The sequence below is a fragment of the uncultured Nocardioides sp. genome (genome assembly GCF_902805925.1).
In the GTDB taxonomy this organism is placed as follows: Bacteria; Actinomycetota; Actinomycetes; order Propionibacteriales; family Nocardioidaceae; genus Nocardioides.
The window spans coordinates 18925-34382 of sequence record NZ_CADCUP010000115.1; the positions used below are offsets into that span (position 1 = coordinate 18925).

16 protein-coding genes are annotated in these 15458 nt (G+C 72.0%); 8 read left to right on the forward strand and 8 right to left on the reverse strand.

Annotated elements, in window-relative coordinates; translation table 11 throughout:
- Position 1: 1 nt before the first annotated feature.
- The gene (locus tag QZX64_RS08215) at positions 2–283 is read right to left on the reverse strand and encodes a hypothetical protein (RefSeq protein WP_295658277.1); all 282 of its coding nucleotides are present in this window, start codon (positions 281–283) and stop codon (positions 2–4) included.
- A 128-nt stretch (positions 284–411) separates the two neighbouring features.
- On the opposite strand from QZX64_RS08215, the gene QZX64_RS08220 reads away from it, so the two are divergent.
- A complete protein-coding gene (locus QZX64_RS08220) occupies positions 412–975 on the forward strand; it encodes a hypothetical protein (RefSeq protein ID WP_295658278.1) in 564 nt (187 codons plus the stop codon).
- Here QZX64_RS08220 and QZX64_RS08225 read toward each other — a convergent pair.
- Positions 962–1900: an EamA family transporter gene (locus QZX64_RS08225; RefSeq protein WP_295658279.1), complete on the reverse strand. Its 939-nt coding sequence runs from the start codon at positions 1898–1900 to the stop codon at positions 962–964. The genes QZX64_RS08220 and QZX64_RS08225 overlap by 14 nt on opposite strands.
- 39 nt (positions 1901–1939) lie before the next feature.
- Here QZX64_RS08225 and QZX64_RS08230 point away from each other — a divergent pair, with 39 nt between their 5' ends.
- On the forward strand, positions 1940–2434 hold the full coding sequence (locus tag QZX64_RS08230; protein ID WP_295658281.1) for a MarR family winged helix-turn-helix transcriptional regulator: 495 nt from the start codon (positions 1940–1942) through the stop codon (positions 2432–2434).
- 1 nt (position 2435) lies between these two features.
- On the opposite strand, the gene QZX64_RS08235 is transcribed toward QZX64_RS08230, so the two are convergent.
- The 4 genes from QZX64_RS08235 to QZX64_RS08250 all read right to left on the reverse strand — a co-directional run bounded on the left by QZX64_RS08235 (position 2436) and on the right by QZX64_RS08250 (position 5763).
- On the reverse strand, positions 2436–3281 hold the full coding sequence (locus QZX64_RS08235) for an aldo/keto reductase (protein ID WP_295658283.1): 846 nt from the start codon (positions 3279–3281) through the stop codon (positions 2436–2438).
- Positions 3282–3333: 52 nt separating this feature from the next.
- Positions 3334–4872, reverse strand: a complete 1539-nt coding sequence (gene kaiC / locus QZX64_RS08240) for a circadian clock protein KaiC (RefSeq protein ID WP_295658285.1) — start codon at positions 4870–4872, stop codon at positions 3334–3336.
- The gene (locus QZX64_RS08245) at positions 4869–5342 is read right to left on the reverse strand and encodes an ATP-binding protein (RefSeq protein WP_295658287.1); all 474 of its coding nucleotides are present in this window, start codon (positions 5340–5342) and stop codon (positions 4869–4871) included. Before QZX64_RS08245 ends, kaiC begins: the two co-directional genes overlap by 4 nt.
- Before the next feature lie 130 nt (positions 5343–5472).
- Positions 5473–5763 carry a Dabb family protein gene (locus QZX64_RS08250; RefSeq protein WP_295658289.1) on the reverse strand — a complete coding sequence of 97 codons (291 nt, stop codon included), beginning with the start codon at positions 5761–5763 and terminating at the stop codon, positions 5473–5475.
- A 198-nt stretch (positions 5764–5961) separates the two neighbouring features.
- Between QZX64_RS08250 and dnaK the strand changes: the two genes are divergently transcribed.
- The 4 genes from dnaK to QZX64_RS08270 all read left to right on the forward strand — a co-directional run bounded on the left by dnaK (position 5962) and on the right by QZX64_RS08270 (position 10063).
- Positions 5962–7830, forward strand: a complete 1869-nt coding sequence (gene dnaK / locus QZX64_RS08255) for a molecular chaperone DnaK (RefSeq protein ID WP_295658290.1) — start codon at positions 5962–5964, stop codon at positions 7828–7830.
- Complete coding sequence (gene grpE, locus QZX64_RS08260) at positions 7827–8390, forward strand: nucleotide exchange factor GrpE (RefSeq protein WP_295658292.1); 564 nt, start codon at positions 7827–7829, stop codon at positions 8388–8390. Before dnaK ends, grpE begins: the two co-directional genes overlap by 4 nt.
- Before the next feature lie 81 nt (positions 8391–8471).
- Positions 8472–9647: a molecular chaperone DnaJ gene (gene dnaJ / locus QZX64_RS08265; protein WP_295658294.1), complete on the forward strand. Its 1176-nt coding sequence runs from the start codon at positions 8472–8474 to the stop codon at positions 9645–9647.
- Positions 9644–10063, forward strand: a complete 420-nt coding sequence (locus QZX64_RS08270; protein WP_295658296.1) for a heat shock protein transcriptional repressor HspR — start codon at positions 9644–9646, stop codon at positions 10061–10063. Before dnaJ ends, QZX64_RS08270 begins: the two co-directional genes overlap by 4 nt.
- Here the strand turns inward: QZX64_RS08270 and QZX64_RS08275 are convergent.
- Complete coding sequence (locus tag QZX64_RS08275) at positions 10060–10836, reverse strand: pentapeptide repeat-containing protein (protein ID WP_295658297.1); 777 nt, start codon at positions 10834–10836, stop codon at positions 10060–10062. The two genes, QZX64_RS08270 and QZX64_RS08275, sit on opposite strands and share 4 nt — an antisense overlap.
- Complete coding sequence (locus QZX64_RS08280) at positions 10833–11342, reverse strand: response regulator transcription factor (protein WP_295658299.1); 510 nt, start codon at positions 11340–11342, stop codon at positions 10833–10835. Before QZX64_RS08280 ends, QZX64_RS08275 begins: the two co-directional genes overlap by 4 nt.
- 201 nt (positions 11343–11543) lie before the next feature.
- Between QZX64_RS08280 and clpB the strand changes: the two genes are divergently transcribed.
- On the forward strand, positions 11544–14135 hold the full coding sequence (gene clpB / locus QZX64_RS08285; RefSeq protein WP_295658301.1) for an ATP-dependent chaperone ClpB: 2592 nt from the start codon (positions 11544–11546) through the stop codon (positions 14133–14135).
- A gap of 105 nt (positions 14136–14240) precedes the next feature.
- A complete protein-coding gene (locus QZX64_RS08290) occupies positions 14241–15278 on the forward strand; it encodes a hypothetical protein (RefSeq protein ID WP_295658302.1) in 1038 nt (345 codons plus the stop codon).
- Positions 15279–15458 lie beyond the last annotated feature (180 nt).

The window sequence follows — 15458 nt, forward strand, 5'->3', positions numbered from 1 at the left end:
GTCAGGGCCTCCACAGTCGGGCGTCGAGCAGGCCGGCGACATCGGCGTCCGTGCGCCCGGTGTCGGCGAGCAGCCGGTCGAGGTCGTCGGCGGTCGCCGCCGCGGCCCGCGAGACGCCCGTCGCGGCCCTCACCAGGCGGTCGATGCCGGCCCGGCTGTCACCCGCGAACGGCAGCCGTGGCGGGAGCGTGATGTCGGCCCGGCGGTCGACGGCGCGGGCGGCGTCGTCGAGGTCGCGCGCGATCCGGCGCAGTGCTGGGGCGTCGATGGTGTAGGTGTCCATGTCGCAGGCCTGCCCACCATGGCGACGCGGAAACGAGGCCGTCCGCCTGCTGTGGACGAACGGGTGGTCCGGAGCGGCCGGGTCATCAGGGACAATGGGGGACCGACCCCGTACGCAGGAGGACCACCGTGGCGGACCGCACGTCCGAGCCGACCGGACGCCCCGTGCTGAGCGGCCTCCTCGCCCTCGTCGGGGTGGGGCTGGTCGTGGGGCTGCTCGCCGGGCTCACGGCGCTGATGGTCACCAAGGTGCTGGGCGTCGGGGCCGACGCGGGCGGCTCCCCGCAGCAGGCACGGTCGCAGGAGCGGCTGTACATCCCCGATCCGGTCGAGACCGAGAGCCCCAGCGGGCCGCTGATGACCCTGGATCCCGACTCCCCGACAGTCGCGCCCGACGACACGGGGTCGTCGTCGGCGCCCGCTGCGCCGATCACCCTCTCGGTCGGTCAGGCGCAGGTCTCGCCGATGGGCCAGATCGACCTCTCCGGCACCTACCCGCGGGGCGAGGGTGCGATCCTCCAGGTGCAGCGCCTCGAGAACGGCGCCTGGGCCGACTTCCCGGTCACGGTGTCGGTCAGCGGGCGCACCTTCGCGACGTACGTCATGACGAGCAGGCCTGGGGAGAACAAGATGCGGGTGGTCGACACCGACACGGGCACGGCGTCCAACGAGATCACCGTCACCGTCGGCTGACGGCCAGGCCCTCCGCCTCGTCGACGTCGACGCCGACCGGCGCCGCGGTGCGGCGTCGCCGCAGCAGGGACACGACGGCCGGCTGCCCGGCCAGCACGCCGCCGAGGACGAGCATCATGCCCAGCGCCTGCGCGAGCCCGAACGCCTCGGCTGCCAGGGCCACGCCGAGGAGGGTGCCGACCACGGGGTTGACCAGGCCGATCAGCGCGACGCCGCCGGCGGCCATCCGGGTCAATCCGCGGAACCAGCAGTAGTAGGCCAGGCCGGTGCCGACCAGCGCCAGCCAGGTGTAGCCCAGCGCCGCCGGGGCGTCGATGGCCGGCGGCGCGCCCTCCACCAGGAACGCCACCGGGAGCAGCACGAGGCCGCCGACGACCAGCTGCCACGACATCAGCGTGAGCAGGTCGACGGGTGCGGGCCAGCGCTTGACGAGCACGAACCCGAGCGCCGAGACGAGCACGGAGCCGAAGGCGCCGGTCAGGCCGAGCGGCGTCACACCGTCGGGGCTCTGCAGCACCAGGAGGGCGACGCCGGTGAGCCCGACGAGGGCGGCCACCGCACGCAGCGCACCGGGTCGCTCCCCGATGAGCAGCCAGGCGATGCCCATGACGGCCAGCGGAGAGAGAGCCTGGATCGTTGCGGCGAGCCCGCCGGGCAGGTGGTAGGCGGAGACGAAGATCAGCGGGAAGAACAGCCCGATGTTGCACAGGCCCAGCACGACGGCCTTCCCCCACCAGGAGCCCTGCGGCAGCTGGCGGCGCCAGGCCAGCAGGGCGAGGCCGATGGGCAGGGCCCGCAGCAGCGCCGCGAAGAGCGGGCGGTCGGGCGGCAGCAGCCGCTCGGTCACGATGTACGTCGTTCCCCAGGCCGCGGGGGCGACCGCGGTCAGCAGCACCGTGGTGAGGGCCGCTCGGTTACTTTCCATGGAAAACATATTACCTTCCCGAGAAGATATAGTCCAGACATGGAACCGGACCACGTCGGCAGGCTGATGGAGCAGTGGCGCGTCGAGCGCCCCGACCTCGACGTCTCGCCCATGGGGGTGATCGGGCGCCTCCACCGGCTCTCCGCCGCGTTGCACGACCAGCTGCGGCCGGTCTTCGCCGCGGCCGGCCTGTCCGACGGCGAGTTCGACATCCTGGCCTCGCTGCGCCGGTCCGGCGCGCCGTACGAGCTGACGCCGGGGGAGCTGAGCGCCACCACGATGGTGACGTCGGGGGCGGTGACCAAGCGGCTGGACCGGCTGGTGGGCGCTGGTCTCGTGAGCCGCTCGGTCTGCGCCGACGACGCCCGCTCGCGGCGCATCCGCCTCACGCCGGGGGGCCTCGCGCTCGTCGACCGGCTGGTCGGCGAGCACGTCGCCAACGAGCACCGGCTGCTCTCGGGCCTCACCGAGGCCGAGCGCAGCCGGCTCGCGTCGTTGCTGGAGAAGTGGGGCAGGAGCGACCAGGTGGGCTGAGTCAGGCGGGCACGTGGTCGAACCGGTCCGGGTGGGGGCCGGTGCGGCCGTCCTCGCCCCGGTCGAGCCCGTCGAGGGCCGCCATGTCGTCGGCGGAGAGCTCGAAGTCGAAGATCTCGAAGTTCTGCCGCATCCGGTCGACGTTGACCGACTTGGGGAAGACGATGTCGCCGCGCTGCACGTGCCACCGCAGGGTGACCTGGGCGGGCGACCTGCCGAGGCGCTGGGCCACGGCGCCGATCGTCGCGTCGTCGTTGACGGCGCCCTGGGCGATCGGCGACCAGGCCTCGGTCTTGACGCCGTGGCGGGCGTTCGCGGCGCGCACCGCCTCGTTGGCGAAGAGCGGGTGCACCTCGACCTGGTTGACCACGGGGACGACGCCGGTCTCGTCGACGATCCGGTCGAGGTGGTCGGGCTGGAAGTTCGAGACGCCCACGGAGGCGGCGCGGCCGTCCTCGACGAACGAGGCGAGGGTCTGCCACGTGGAGACGTAGTCGCCGTCGTACAGCGTCGGCAGCGGCCAGTGGATGAGGAACAGGTCGATCTGCTCGAGACCCAGACGCTCCAGCGTCTCCGCCAAGGAGCGCTCGGCGTCCTCGGGCCGGTGGAACCCGTTGTTGAGCTTGGAGGTGATGTAGAGCTCCTCGCGCGGGATGCCGGCGTCACGGATCGCCTGGCCCACACCCGCCTCGTTCTCGTACATCTGCGCGGTGTCGATGTGGCGGTAGCCCACCTCGAACGCCTTGAGGACGGTGTCGGCGGTCTCCGGCGGAGGCACCTGGAAGACACCGAACCCCAGCTGGGGGATGGACGTGCCGTTGATGAGATCGATCGTCGGAATCGTCATGCAGGGGTCTACAACGCGACGGGCCCGATCATTCCCCGCCCGGCGGCTGCGGTCACTCGGGCACGGCGGGGTGGTCGGCGGACACGTGCAGCGAGCCACCGATGGTGACGCCCCGCTCGTCGATGGTGAGCTCCCGGACGGCGTTCTCGTGGCTGCTGCCCCGCATCCGCTGGATGTGGACGCCTCGGCGGATGGTGGCGCCGCTCTCGTGGTGGCGCAGCACGATGATGGTGTCCACGAGGCCGGTGATGTGGTTGGACGTCGAGGAGCCGCCGGCCCCGGCCGGCGGGGAGGCGGTGATGAGGGTGACCAGGCCGACGCTGCGGACGAACGCGGTGATCCCGAGCAGGAAGCCGTGGTAGGAGTGCTCGGAGCCCAGGCGCTCCAGTGCCGACAGGCCGTCCAGCACCAGACGGGTGGGCCGCACCCGCTGGACGAGCTCGAAGACCTCCACGAGGTGGTCGTCGAGGGAGGCGACCTCGGGATAGAGGGACACCACGTGCAGGTTGCCCTGCTCCTCGTGCTTCACGAAGTCCGACCCCAGGGCGGCGCCGCTGACCCGCACCTGCTCGTGGGACTCCTCGAAGGCCATGAACAGGACGGTCTCGTCGTGGTCCAGTCCGCCGGCGGCGAACTGGATGGCCATCATCGTCTTGCCCGCGCCGGTCGGGCCGGAGACCAACGTGGTGGACCCGCTGAAGAGCCCGCCGTGGGTGAGCTCGTCCAGGCCGGCGATGCCGCTGGGGACCCGCTCCACGGTGTGCGGGGGCAGAGCCGGCACGGTGACGGGCAGCACCCGCAGACCCTCGCCCGGCACGATGGTGAACGGGACGTCGCCCTTGTGGTGCATCGCCCCGCGCATCTTGAGCACCTCCACGGTGCGCCGCCGGAAAGTGCCCTCGTGGATGTTGCGCAGCAGCACCACGTTGTCGGCGACGAACTCCTCGACCCCGTAGTGCGTCAGGGAGCCACCCGGATCGTCTCGGGTCTCGATCGTGAGCACCACGGTGAGGCCCATCTGGCGCAGCTGCAGCACCAGGCCGCGCAGGAGCTGGCGAGCCAGGACGACGTCGGCCTCGAAGGAGAGCACCGCGTTGATGCTGTCCAGCACCAGGCGCTGGGCGCCGACCCGGTCCACCGCTGCGCCGATCTGGGCGGCCAGGGTCTCCACGTTGTAGGCGGGCCGCTCGCCTGCCAGGCGCGGGGTCAGCGGCGAGCCGTCGACGAAGCGCCAGTCACCGGAGGCCTCCCAGCTCTCGACGTCCCACCCGAGGGTGGCCAGGTTCGTCCGCAGGTCCGCGGCAGGCTCCTCGAGGGTGACGAAGACCCCGGGCTGTCCCGAGCGCACGCCCTCGGCCAGGAACTGTGCGGCGAAGAGCGTCTTGGCAGCACCGGCCGGCCCGGCGACCACGGTGGTACGCCGCGCCGGCAGACCCCCCATGGCGACCTGGTCGAACCCACCGATGCCGGTGGCCACCTTGGCGATCGCAGCGCCGGACTCGTAGCCGTCCCGCCCGATCGCCAGCCGCCCCGCCAGTCGAGCGGCTGCGGCGGGGGACGCCGGTGACGGCGGCCGAGACGCCTCCCTCATGAGCCCCCTGCCTCGGCACGGGCGGCGGCGCCGTCCGCCACCACGTGGCTGTCCTCGTACCGGAGGCGGAACCACACCGTCTTGCCGCCCTCGGGATGCTTGGTCGTCGCCCAGCACTGCGCCAGCGCGGCGACCAGCTTCAGCCCCCAGCCGCTCTCGCGGTCGGCGTACGGCTCCTGCAGCGTCGTGGCCAGGTCCAGGTCGTGCACGCCCACCACCAGCGACCGCCGGCCGACGAGGATGCCCACCGCGATCACCGTCCGGGCGTGCAGGACGGCGTTGGTCACCAGCTCACTGGTCAGCAGGAGCAGGGTGTCCTCGGTCTCCTCGGGCAGCTCGGGCGCGTGGGAGCACACGAACCGCCGGGCTTGTCCGGTCGAGCGCGGCACCGGGTCGAGCTCCAGGTAGTGACTCTCCTGCAGCTGGTCGCCGTCGCTCAGGACCTCGGAGGGCATGGGGTGATAGGTCACGCCATCCCCTCCCCGGGCGCGGCAGCCGCGGCTGCCTCTCATGTCGTATGGGCGACGAGCTCGCCTTGCCCGTTACTTTACGCCGCCCAGAGCCCTTGTTGCGGCGGACGCACCAGCTTCCTGCGTCGGCTCACAGCGGCTGGTAGTCGATCTCGAGGAAGTCCTCGACCTCGCCGACCCAGCGGTCGGCGACGAACGCCGTGTGCACCGGGTGCTGGTCGTAGGCGTCGTACGCCGCCTGGTCGGCGAACTCCATGGAGAACCCGAAGGTGAAGTCGTTCTTGGGGCTGGTCTGGCGCAGCTGCTCGAAGCGCTGGACGCCGGGGATCGCGGCGAGGTCGAGGGCGGCGACCAGGAAGTTCGCCTCCTCGGCGGAGCCGGTGGGATGGCTGAGGCGGAAGGCGACGGTGTGGCGGATCACGCCCGCAGCGTAGTGCGAGGGCGCGCTCGGGTCGCCCGCCGGTTCGGGAACAACGACCGCCCCGGCCTGCGTTGTGCCCAGTGAGCGAAGTTGAGTTGAACCGGCTCAACCTTCCTGGCAGACTCGCAGCAGCGGGTCAGACGCCCGCCCCCAGACATCCGCACCAGACATCGCAGCAACTCACCCCGGAGGTAATCCATGGCTCGCGCAGTCGGCATCGACCTCGGTACGACGAACTCCGTCGTCGCCGTCCTCGAAGGTGGAGAGCCCACCGTCATCGCCAACGCAGAAGGCGCCCGCACCACCCCCTCGGTGGTCGCGTTCGCGAAGTCCGGCGAGGTCCTCGTCGGAGAGGTGGCCAAGCGCCAGGCCGTCACCAACGTCGACCGGACCATCCGCTCGGTCAAGCGCCACATGGGCACCGACTGGAAGGTCGGCATCGACGACAAGGACTTCACCCCCCAGCAGATCAGCGCGTTCGTGCTGCAGAAGCTGAAGCGGGACGCCGAGGCCTACCTCGGTGAGCCGGTCACCGACGCGGTGATCACCGTCCCGGCGTACTTCTCCGACGCGCAGCGGCAGGCCACCAAGGAGGCGGGCGAGATCGCCGGCCTCAACGTGAGCCGCATCGTCAACGAGCCCACCGCGGCCGCCCTGGCCTACGGCCTCGACAAGGGCGACGACCAGACGATCCTCGTCTTCGACCTCGGTGGCGGCACCTTCGACGTGTCCCTCCTGGAGATCGGCGAGGGCGTCGTGGAGGTCAAGGCCACCTCGGGCGACAACCACCTCGGTGGCGACGACTGGGACAACAAGGTCGTGGAGTGGATGGTCGCGAAGTTCAAGGCCAACAACGGCGTCGACCTCGGTGCCGACAAGATCGCCAAGCAGCGCCTGCAGGAGGCCGCCGAGAAGGCGAAGATCGAGCTCTCGAGCTCCAGCGAGACCACGATCCACCTGCCCTACATCACCCACGGCGAGTCCGGCCCGCTCCACTTCGAGGAGAAGCTGACCCGCTCGGAGTTCCAGAAGCTGACCGCCGACCTGCTCGAGCGCACCAAGAAGCCGTTCCAGTCGGTGCTCAACGACGGTGGCGTCGACATCAGCAAGATCGACCACGTGGTCCTCGTCGGCGGGTCCACCCGGATGCCGGCCGTGACCCAGGTCGTCAAGGACCTGCTCGGCGGCAAGGAGCCCAACAAGGGCGTGAACCCCGACGAGGTCGTGGCCGTCGGCGCCGCCCTGCAGGCCGGGGTGCTCAAGGGCGAGGTCAAGGACGTCCTGCTCCTCGACGTCACCCCGCTCTCCCTCGGCATCGAGACCAAGGGCGGCGTGATGACCAGCCTGATCGAGCGCAACACCACGATCCCGACCAAGCGCTCGGAGATCTTCACCACCGCCGACGACAACCAGCCGTCGGTGGAGATCAAGGTGGCCCAGGGCGAGCGCCAGATGTGGGCGCAGAACCAGCCGCTGGGCAACTTCGAGCTCACCGGGCTGCCGCCGGCCCCCCGGGGCATCCCGAAGATCGAGGTCACCTTCGACATCGACGCCAACGGCATCGTCCACGTCTCGGCCAAGGACCACGCGTCCGGCCGCGAGCAGTCGATGACGATCTCCGGCGGCTCGGCGCTCGGCAAGGACGAGATCGACCGGATGGTCAAGGAGGCCGAGCAGTACGCCGAGGAGGACGCCCGGCGCCGGCAGACCGTGGAGGCCCGCAACCAGGCCGACGGCCTCGTCTACTCGACCGAGAAGTTCCTGGCCGAGAACGCCGAGAAGATCCCGGACGAGGTGAAGACGGAGGTCCAGGCCGACGTCGACGCCCTCAAGGCGACGCTCGAGAACGACGAGGCGTCCGCCGACGACATCACGGCCGGCGTCACCAAGCTCAACGAGTCCAGCCAGAAGATGGGCGCCGCGATGTACGCCGCCGCCGAGGCCGACCAGGCCGCTGCCGGTGGCAACAGCGAGGCGACCGGCGAGGCCGACGACGACGTGGTCGACGCCGAGATCGTCGACGAGCCGGTCGACGGCGACCAGCCTGCCGAGGGTGAGAGCAAGTGACCGAGCCTCTCGACGACCAGACCGAGACCGAGGCGCCCGTGGACTCCTCCACGGGCGCCCCGGCCGGGCCGGACGACGCGGTCGACGCCGCCGAGCGCCTCGAGGAGGAGCCGGGGACCGACCTCCCCGCCGAGAGCCCGGAGGCCGTGGCGCTCGCCGAGCGCACCGCCGACCTCCAGCGGCTTCAGGCGGAGTTCCTCAACTACAAGCGGCGGGTCGACCGTGACCGCGACCTGCTGCGCGAGAACGCGACGTACGCCGTGCTGACGCCGATCGTCGAGGTCCTCGACAACATCGACCGGGCCCGCGAGCACGGCCCACTCGACGAGGGCTTCAACGCCGTGGCCGAGCAGCTTGAGCGGGTGGTCACCACGCTGGGGCTGACGAAGTACGGCACGCCGGGCGACCCGTTCGACCCGACGATCCACGAGGCGCTCAGCCACATCGGCGAGGATGCCGACGTCGAGGTGACCACCTGCAAGGTGATCGCCAAGGCGGGCTACAAGATCGGTGACCGTGTGGTGCGCGCGGCGCAGGTGCTGGTAGTCGATCCTGCCTGAGAGCCTCGGGCAGCGACGCACCACCACCGTGCTGAAACAGCAGTGACGAGACAGCAGTGACGACAGCGAGGGGAGGCGCGCATGAGCGCTACCGACGGCATGCGTGCCGACTGGGCGGGCAAGGACTTCTACGCGGTCCTCGGCGTCAGGAAGGACGCCACGGCCGAGGAGGTCAAGAAGGCCTACCGCAAGCTGGCACGCGAGAACCACCCCGACTCCAACCCCGGTGACGACGCCAAGCACGACCGCTTCAAGGCCGTCGCCGAGGCGTACGACGTCGTGGGTGACACCGAGAAGCGGGCGAAGTACGACCAGATGCGCGACCTCTACCGCTCCGGAGGCAGCTTCGGCGGCGGGGGCGGCGGGTTCGGCGACGCCGCGGGCGCCGGCTTCGACATCAACGACTTCCTGCGTGACCGCGGCGCCGCCGGCGGCGGTGGCTTCGGGGATATGTTCGGGGACCTGTTCGGCCGGGGGCAGCGCCCCCGGCCCCAGTCCCGGCCCCGCAAGGGCGCCGACGTCGAGACGACGGCCACCATCTCCTTCACCGACGCCATCCAGGGCGTGACCGTGTCGCTCCGGCTCACCTCCGACGCCCCGTGCCCCGACTGCAACGGCACGGGCGGCAAGCCCGGCACCAAGCCGCACGTGTGCTCGGAGTGCGACGGCGCCGGCTTCGTGGTCTCCTCGGTCGGCGGGGCGTTCTCGATGAACGAGACCTGCCCCGCCTGCGGTGGGCGCCAGCTCGTGTACGACGAGCCCTGCCCGACGTGCCACGGCAACGGCCGTGGTCTCTCCGCCCGGACCATCGCCGCCCGTATCCCCGCCGGCGTGCGGAGCGGGCAGCGGATCCGGGTCAAGGGGAAGGGCGCGGTCGGTGAGAACGGCGGCCCGGCGGGCGACCTGCTGGTGACCGTCAAGGTCAGCGGGCACCGCATCTTCGGGCGCAAGGAGGACAACCTCACCGTCGACGTCCCGGTCTCCTTCGCCGAGGCCGCACTGGGCGCGGAGATCACCGTGCCGACGCTCGCGGGCCCACCGGTGACCCTGAAGATCCCCGTCGGCACGCCCAACGGCCGCACCTTCCGGGTGCGCGGCAAGGGCGCCCCCCGCAAGGACGGCACGTACGGCGACCTGCTCGCCACCGTGCAGGTGCAGGTGCCGGCCAAGCTCGACCCGGCCGCGCGGGAGGCCGTCGAGGCCTACCGCGCCGCCACGGCCGGGATCCCGCTGCGGGCGAACCTGTTCGAGTCATGAGCACGTTCGTCCCGCCGACTCCCGACGCGGCCGTCTACGTCATCTCGGTGGCCGCCGAGCTGACGGGCCTGCACCCGCAGACCCTGCGCACCTACGAGCGGATGGGCCTGATCATGCCGGGCCGCACGGGCGGCGGCGGGCGTCGCTACTCCCACCGCGACCTCGAGCGGCTCCGGCTGATCGCCGGCCTCACCTCGCGGGGCATCGGCATCGAGGGGGTGCGCCAGATCCTGGACCTCGAGAACCAGCTCCAGGCGCTGCGTGCCCGCAACGCCGAGCTGCAGGCCGAGGTCGACGCCGCCCGCGACGCGCTGCGTCGTACCCCCTCGGCGGTGAGCACGCCCACCAGCCGGGTGCCCGCACTGCGGGCCCCGACGCTGAGCAACCAGGTCGTCGTCTGGCGCCGGTCCCGCTAGGCCCAGTGACCCGGCCTGGCCAGGCCGGCCGGCAACCGGGTGGCGGTGTCGCCCCGGGCGGCGTTGACCTGCGGCTGGGTCAGGAACACCGCGCCGGCCAGGTCGGCGCCCCGCAGGTCGGCGCCACGCAGGTCCGCCCCGAGCACGTCGGTCAGGGTCAGGTCGACCGACCGGAGATCGGCGCCCAGCAGCAGGGCCCCGCGCAGCGAGGCCCTCACCAGGAGCACGTCGCGCAGGTCGCGCCCGGACAGGTCCGTGCCCTCGCGGTCGTCGCCGGCTCCCCGCAGCCGCAGGCTGGCGATGCGCAGCTCCGCGCCCACCTCGGCCCGGAGCTCGTCGAGGTCGATGCCCAGCACCGACTCGGCGTCACCGTCGCCGAGGGCGGCGATGCGACCGGCCAGCCCTGCCGCCGTCGCCGCGGGCGAGCGCCGGTCGACCTCGGCGAGGTGGACGAGCATCTCGTGCAGCTGGCGCATCGCCGAGAGGACGGCCGACATCTCGCCCAGGTTGTCGTGCTCGCGCCAGGAGGTGCCGGCGTACGTCCCCTGGGAGACGCGCTGCCCGGCACCGAAGCACTCGAACACCGTGCACCCGGGCCAGCCGCGCTCGCGCAGCCGGTCGTGGATGCCGCAGGCGTCGTCGTCCTGCAGGTGGTGGCACGGGGTGCCGCCGTCCTTGTCGGTCCCGAAGCCCGACCCGGCCCGGAAGGGCAGCAGCACGCAGCAGAGGCCGAAGCACCGCGAGCAGTCGGAGACGAGCTCGAGGTGCGTCACCCGGCGGTGGGCGCCGGCCGCTCGACGTAGTCGCGGCCGAGCGGATAGGGCCGCACGGGCCGCACGGGGCCGGCGTGGGCGACGCGCTGGAGGTGCCCGATCAGGGTCTTCGCCGAGACGCCCTTGATGATGTAGGCGTCGGCCCCGGCGTCGAGGGCGGCCTCGGTCATGTGGGTGGCGCTGATCGCCGAGCAGATGACGATCTTCGAGCGGGGGGACTGCTCCAGCAGCAGGGGCAGCACCTCGAGACCGGTGACGTCCGGCATGGCCAGGTCGAGCAGGATGATGTCGGGCTGGCCCTCACGGACGACCTCGAGCGCGGTCATGGCGTCGGAGGTGTCGCTCAGGATGCGGAAGCCCCGCGACTCCAGCGCGATGCGCAGGATGTCGCGCAGGTCGTCGTCGTCGTCGACGACCACCACGCTGATCGGCTTCTCCTCGACCGGCGCAGGGACCTCGGGGTCGGGAGCGGCCTCCGAGACCGGCTTCCTGCGAAACAGCTTCACATCTTCCTCCGCGTCGGACTGCGATCGTCATGCTACGGCGACATCGCGCCGGCCGGGTGGCGTACCCCCCGGCGTGGTCGGTTCTGGAACTCTCCAGAGTTGAGTGGAATGGACTCAACTCCGGGTGCGTTGATATCACTGACGACAGACTGGTCCCGCGGCCGTCGTGGCCGTGGCGGAAGGAACAGGAGCAGAGCAGCAGTGAGCCAGTTCGGAGCAGACAAGTTCACCACCCGCAGCCGCGACGTGATCGAGGCTGCCCAGCTGTCCGCGACGACCGCGGGCAACTCCACCACCGAGCCCGTCCACCTGCTCGTGGCCCTCCTCCTGCAGGAGGACGGCGTCCCGGCCAGCCTGGTCACCAAGGCCGGGGCCGACGCGCCCGCCCTGGTGCGCGCGGCCGCCGCCGAGCGCGACGCCCTGCCCAAGGCCACCGGCTCGACCGTCCAGCAGCCCGCGGCCTCGGCATCGCTCACGCGCGTGCTCGCCGGCGCGATCGACCTCGCCTCCTCGATGAAGGACGACTACGTCGCCACCGAGCACCTCTTCATCTCCCTGGCGACGGTCGAGTCGTCGGCGAGGAAGGTGCTCAGCGACGCCGGGCTCACCGCCGACGGCCTGCGCGAGGGCCTGACGGCCGTCCGCGGCAACCGCCGGGTGACCAGCCAGGAGGCTGAGTCGACGTACGAGGCGCTGGAGAAGTACTCCGTGGACCTCACCACCGCCGCCGAGGAGGGCCGGCTCGACCCGGTCATCGGCCGCGACGCCGAGATCCGCCGCGTGGTGCAGGTGCTGTCGCGGCGCACCAAGAACAACCCCGTGCTCATCGGCGAGCCCGGCGTCGGCAAGACCGCCGTCGTCGAGGGGCTGGCCCAGCGGGTGGTGGCCGGCGACGTGCCCGACTCGCTCAAGGGACGCCGCGTGCTCAGCCTGGACCTGGCGGCGATGGTGGCCGGGGCGAAGTACCGCGGCGAGTTCGAGGAGCGGCTCAAGGCCGTGCTGGAGGAGATCAAGGACGCCGGCGGCCAGGTCATCACGTTCATCGACGAGCTGCACACGGTCGTGGGCGCGGGCGCGGGCGGCGACTCCGCCATGGACGCCGGCAACATGCTCAAGCCCATGCTGGCGCGCGGGGAGCTGCACATGATCGGCGCCACGACGCTCGACGAGTACCGCGAGCGCATCGAGAAGGACCCCGCCCTGGAGCGCCGCTTCCAGCAGGTCTTCGTCGGCGAGCCGAGCGTCGAGGACACCATCCAGATCCTCCGCGGCATCCAGGAGAAGTACGAGGCCCACCACGGCGTGCGGATCACCGACGCCGCGCTGGTGGCCGCGGCGACGCTGAGCGACCGCTACATCACCGGGCGCCAGCTGCCCGACAAGGCGATCGACCTCATCGACGAGGCCGCCTCCCGGCTGCGGATGGAGCGGGAGTCCTCACCCGAGGAGATCGACCAGCTGCGCCGCCAGGTCGACCGGCTCACCATGGAGGAGTTCGCGCTCGCCAAGGAGACCGACGAGGCCTCCGCCGAGCGGCTCGCCGTCCTGCGCGCCGACCTCGCCGACCGCCAGGAGGAGCTCCGCGGGCTGGAGGCCCGGTGGGAGCGCGAGAAGTCCTCGCTCGAGGGCGAGGGCGAGCTGCGGCGGGCGCTGGACCACCTCAAGATCGAGGAGGAGCGCTACCTGCGCGACGGCAACCTGGAGGGCGCGTCGAAGATCCGCTACGAGTCGATCCCCAACCTGGAGCGGCAGATCCGGGAGATCGAGAAGACCGAGGCCGCCGACCTGGAGCCCCTGGTCGGCGAGGAGGTCGGCGCGGAGCAGGTCGCCGAGGTCGTCGAGGCCTGGACCGGCATCCCCACCGGTCGGATGCTGCAGGGGGAGACCGCCAAGCTCCTCGAGATGGAGTCGGTGATCGGCCGGCGGCTGATCGGCCAGCAGGCGGCGGTCAACGCCGTGAGCGACGCCGTACGCCGCTCCCGGGCGGGGATCTCCGACCCCCACCGGCCGACCGGCTCGTTCCTCTTCCTCGGCCCCACCGGCACGGGCAAGACCGAGCTCGCGAAGGCGCTGGCCGACTTCCTGTTCGACGACGAGCGGGCGATCGTGCGGATCGACATGAGCGAGTACTCCGAGAAGCACTCGGTGGCCCGCCTGGTCGGTGCCCCGCCCGGCTACGTCGGCTACGACGAGGGCGGCCAGCTCACCGAGTCGGTGCGCCGCCGGCCCTACGCCGTGGTGCTGCTCGACGAGGTCGAGAAGGCCCACCCCGAGGTCTTCGACATCCTGCTGCAGGTGCTCGACGACGGCCGCCTCACCGACGGCCAGGGCCGCACCGTCGACTTCCGCAACACCCTGCTGATCCTCACCAGCAACCTGGGCTCGACCTTCCTGGTCGACCCGACGCTGGACCCCGAGGTCAAGAAGGACTCGGTGATGGGCGTCGTCCGGGCGCACTTCAAGCCCGAGTTCCTCAACCGCCTCGACGAGGTCGTGCTGTTCGACGCGCTCGGCCGCGACGAGCTGACCCACATCGTGGACCTGCAGCTGGTGCTGCTGGAGAAGCGGCTGGCGGTCCGACGGATCGCCATCTCGGTGTCCGAGGAGGCGCGGGACTGGCTCGCCGAGACCGGCTACGACCCGGCGTACGGCGCCCGCCCGCTGCGCCGGCTGGTGCAGAGCGCGATCGGCGACCCGCTGGCCCGGATGCTCCTCGGGGGCGAGGTGACCGACGGTGGCTCGGTGAGCGTCGACGTCGGCGCCGACGGGCTCGTGCTGAAGGCGGAGGGGTGAGCGGCGCGGCGCGGGTGGCCCGCGGCCCGGTGCAGACGCGGACCGCGATGGCGCACCCGGTGCTCGATGACGGCGGGCCTTGTCGGTGAATGGTGGAATGGTGCCGTGAGCGACTCCGGCAAGACCCTCCCGCGACCCCGTCAGGTGACGTGGGCCGCGTGGATGATCATGCTCGGGTCGGTCTTCGTCGTCGTCACCGGCTACGAGGTGGTCGCCGGCCTGCGCACGCTGGACTCCCGCACCGCCGTCCAGGACTTCCTCGCCGAGCCGCCCGGCAGCGGCCTGGGCCTCTCGGTCGAGGACGTGCTGACGGTGATGCACGTCAGTGCCCTGGTCGCCGCGTTCTGTGCCACCGCGGCCGCCGTGCTCGGGTACTACGTCCTGCAGCGCCACCGTGGTGCCCGGGTGGTGCTCGCGGTGCTCGCGGTGCCGCTGTTCCTCACCGGGATCGTCACGGGCGGGTTCATGTCATCCCTGGTGGCGGTGGCCGCCCTGGTGCTGTGGCTGCAGCCGGCCCGCGACTGGTTCGACGGCAAGGCCGCGCCGCCCCAGCCCGATCGTGACGACGCCCGGCGCTCCGCGGTGTGGCCGCCGCCGGTGGCCGAGCAGCCCCCGGTGCCGCCCACGGGGCCCAGGCCGTTCCAGGCATTCGGCCGAGGGGCGACCACGATGGCCGTCCCGACCGGAGCGCCGGCCCCGGTGCGGGCCCCGGCACGGCGCCCCGGCACCGTGGTGGTGGCGGCGATCGTCACGTGGGTGGTCGCGGGCTTCGCGCTCGTGTCGTCGCTCGCGGCCATCGCCGTCGTGGCGTCCTCGCCCGACCTGGTGCTCGACGAGGTGGCCCGGCAGAACCCCGAGCTCGCCGACCAGGGGGTCACCGAGTCCGCGCTGGTCGCCGCGACGTACGTCATGGGAGGGCTGGTCGCCCTGTGGGCCGGGCTCGCCTGCGTGTGCGCAGCGGTGATGCTGCGTCGCAACACCCCGGCCGCGCGGGCCCTCACCGTCTCGTCGGTGGCCACGGCGGCCTTCTGCCTCGTCGGCAGCCTGGCCTCCCCGGCGCTCGCGGTGCCTGCTCTGGCGGCCGTCGTCGTGATGGCCCTGATGCGCCGGCCCGAGGTGCGCTCGTGGTTCGCCTCGCGCTGACCCGCTGCCGGCTCAGGCGGTGAGGTCGGCGCCCGAGAGGCGCCGGAGCCCCTCGGCGATCACGTCGTCCTCCTTGCAGAACGCCCAGCGCACCAGCTGCCGACCCGCCTCGGCGTCGTCGTGGAAGCCCTGGGTCGGGACCGCCACGACCCCGGCCCGCTCGGGCAGAGACCGGCAGAA